The sequence below is a fragment of the Methylobacterium ajmalii genome (assembly GCF_016613415.1).
Classification (GTDB): Bacteria; Pseudomonadota; Alphaproteobacteria; order Rhizobiales; family Beijerinckiaceae; genus Methylobacterium; species Methylobacterium ajmalii.
The window spans coordinates 1-3013 of record NZ_JACWCT010000166.1 but is presented as its reverse complement, the minus strand read 5'-3'; the positions used below and the strand labels follow the sequence as shown (position 1 = coordinate 3013).

Annotated in this window: 2 protein-coding genes; both read right to left on the bottom strand. The window is 63.3% G+C overall.

Annotated features, from left to right (window positions below; all coding sequences use genetic code 11):
- Positions 1-119: 119 nt before the first annotated feature.
- Positions 120-824, bottom strand: a complete 705-nt coding sequence (locus HPY23_RS29560) for a recombinase family protein (RefSeq protein ID WP_091891921.1) — start codon at positions 822-824, stop codon at positions 120-122.
- 1109 nt (positions 825-1933) lie between these two features.
- The gene (locus HPY23_RS29555; RefSeq protein WP_091891915.1) at positions 1934-2167 is read right to left on the bottom strand and encodes a hypothetical protein; all 234 of its coding nucleotides are present in this window, start codon (positions 2165-2167) and stop codon (positions 1934-1936) included.
- Positions 2168-3013 lie beyond the last annotated feature (846 nt).

The window sequence follows — 3013 nt, the reverse complement described above, 5'->3', positions numbered from 1 at the left end:
GAGTTGGTCATAGGTCCAGACACAGGGCCGATACAGCGCCATCTGGCGCCAGCACCTGTATCCAGAGCAAAGCACTACAGCCACAAGGCGGCCTTCACCGAGCGCTTACGACGTACCGGTCAGGCCGAGAGACGGTTCAGGACGTTCAAGACGCTACGTGCGGTCCACTGACCACCACGGGGCGTCGCGATGTGGCGCGTGTTCAGGGCGTTCGCGATCCCGTTGGCTGAGGTGATCCCCTCGGCCCTGATGCTGGCGATGATGCCGGACAGCCCCTCGGCACGCTCCTGGGCGCCAGCCTTCAGGGCATCGACCGCGTTCTCGTTGCCGAGCCCCTTGAGGTGAGCTGCCCCGTTCGGGTTGCCGAGCTTGATCCCGCGGGCCTTGGCTGCTGCCAGGGCGTTCTTGGTCCGCTCGCTGATGTAGTTGCGCTCCTTCTCCGCGAAGGCCGCGTAGATGTGCAGCATGAAGGGGTCTGCATCGGGACCCAACTCGGTGACCACGAAACGGACGTGGGTCCGCATGAGACCCGACACGAAGTGCACGTCACGGCTCAAGCGGTCGAGCTTGGCGACCAAGACAGGGCACGGCTCCGACTTGGTACCCCTGAGCTTGGCGTCCCTGATGGCCGCCGCGAGCTGGGGGCGGGTCTCCATGGCATCCGAGCCCTTGCCGGTCTCTACCTCGGTGAACTCGCTGATGAGGGTGTAGCCCTGATCCCTGGCGAACCGTTCGACAGCCTCGCGCTGCGCCTCAAGGCCGAGACCACTGCGCCCTTGGCGCTTCGTGGAGACCCGGTAGTAGGCGACTGCAAGGCGGCTCATGGTCTGCACTCCCGTCCATGCACAATCACCTAACCAACGATTGGCGATCGTGCAAGGATGCGGTGCCGTCTGCCTCAACCAGGAGCCACGGGAGGGCCCGACCAGGAGGCAGGACAGCGAAGGGGATCAGCGTGGCGGTAGCCTCGCCCCCTCATGTGCCAGGACGCCGAGGGGGTGGCATGGGGAAACTAGCTACGCTCGAGATTGTCGATGTCGCTTCACATGGCTGCAACCCACATTCTGACCCCTTGAGGGGGAACTGAAGGAGGTCGACCAATGAGCTTTCCGTGATACAGCAGTGCTCCTTGACGGAGTTATGAACTAGGATGATCATAGAGGATGATCTGATAAGGATCATACCCTACAGAACTACCGTCAAATAACTCATGAGATAAATCGTAGATGATACAGTCTACACACATCCTCATGGTGTCTTGATCTACAACTTAATAAAATCCTCCACCTGCATCGCGGTACTGGGGTCCACCACCTCCCAGCCGGCCTCATGCCACCCATCTGGGTTGCTTGGTCGAGACGGTCGCACTCGCTGCGCCGCGTCTCCCCCACGGGCTGAGGTGCCCGTCTTCTCCTAGTGGTGGCACTAACCCCGAGCACCGGCCGATCCGGTCCAACAGGGACGCCATCAAAGCCACGGTCGTGCTAGGCAGGGAGGAACCGGTCTCAGCATCACCCACGGACGCCAGATGAAGCGCGCGCTCACGAACAGGCTGATTGGCTTCCGCCGCTGGACGACGACCCGGGAAGTACGATGGACCTTCGGAGGTGCGGCGATCGGCGTCCTCGTAGGGCTGATGGTCGGTGGGGTGGGCATCGCAATGATGGGTAGTGCCTTCGGGCTCCCTGGATGGGCCGTGTTCGGCGTCGTCTTCGGCCTTGCCGGCAGGCAGGTGGCGTCGCTCCTGGGGGGCCATGCGCTGCGGCCACGAACCATCACAAGCCGCAGATCGTGACCGTGCGGCTCCAGGCCAACGAACGACAAGGGGTCGGTCTTGGTCGTCACGAGCGGGTTCGGTGGAGGTGTCTCTACCGATGCCCGATTGCTTGTGTCCCATGAGGCCCAAGGACGGCCGTCAGCACGCCGCTGGTAGTCAGGTAGCCCCGGAGGACGTTCGGCCGCTGGTGAGCCCACCGCACACACGGAAGGGCCACTCGAGGTGCAGCTCCCGCTCCCCTGCCCGGAGGAACAGGCCAGTGATCGGCATCCGCCCCCACATGGCAGCGACCGCGAGCGGCCCCACGCTGACCTCTACGTCCCACCGGCAGACGATGAGGCCGATGCCGAGAGCCTTGATCTCGAACTCCTTGAAGATGCGCTGAAGCATGTTGCTGTCCTCGTCCGTCCGACCAGCTCGGAGGGAGCATGAGGCTGTTGTGCCGAAGAACGAACTAGATCACCAGGGCCGTAACGACGTGAGTTGATGATCTTCGGCGGGTGTTGCAGTTGTAGAACGTGCTCTGCACCGGTGGGACGATCTTCACCTCTGCAATCGTCCGACACAAAGTCTCCTGCATCTCCCGTCGTAGCCACATCCTCTTGGTCTTCGAGCCATCGCCGGAAGGCTCGAGCTTGGCGCGTTGACGATCCCTTCAGGAGGGCGGACAGCTCCAAGACGGAGACCACGACCATCATGTGAGCCCCGCGGGGTGTCGGCATGGTCGTGTATCCCCAGCCGTCTTCGGTCAGTGCCTCCCTTCGGTGCCGGAGTGTGTCGGGATGCCAGCCTACTGCCTGTCCCACGTCCTTGGCGCAGAGCCAGATGCGGCCCTGCCAGATCATGGAGCGGACCTTGTAGAACCTCTTCAGGCCCTTGATGCCGGGCTTGAAGGTGAGTGTCTGAGCTTGACGCGGCTGCGCTTCGGCTTCGCGGAACTCCAAGGTCCCTCCTCTTCGATGTTGCACCCACTCGGGAGCTTCACGGCTTCGATGCAGGCCCGCATGGCGTCGATGGGAGCAACTCCAGGGTACCGGCCCATCGTCATGCCGAGCGGCAGCGCCATGCCGTCGATCGACCCATCTTCGGCCTTGTGTCCGACGACGTTCGCCAGGGTCCAAGGCGTGTAGCCTGTCAAACGGCATCGGAACGGGACCCCTGATCGGCGTCCAATCGGGCCCCCTTGTTGAGCATGCGCGACGCCCCTGCTCAGCCCGGCGAAGCGGGTCGGGGTGG

What these genes read in the sequence shown, in the direction of transcription:
- HPY23_RS29560 (WP_091891921.1), bottom strand. Translation starts at nt 824, where the DNA reads ATGAGCCGCCTTGCAGTCGCCTACTACCGGGTCTCCACGAAGCGCCAA.
- HPY23_RS29555 (WP_091891915.1), bottom strand. Translation starts at nt 2,167, where the DNA reads ATGCTTCAGCGCATCTTCAAGGAGTTCGAGATCAAGGCTCTCGGCATC.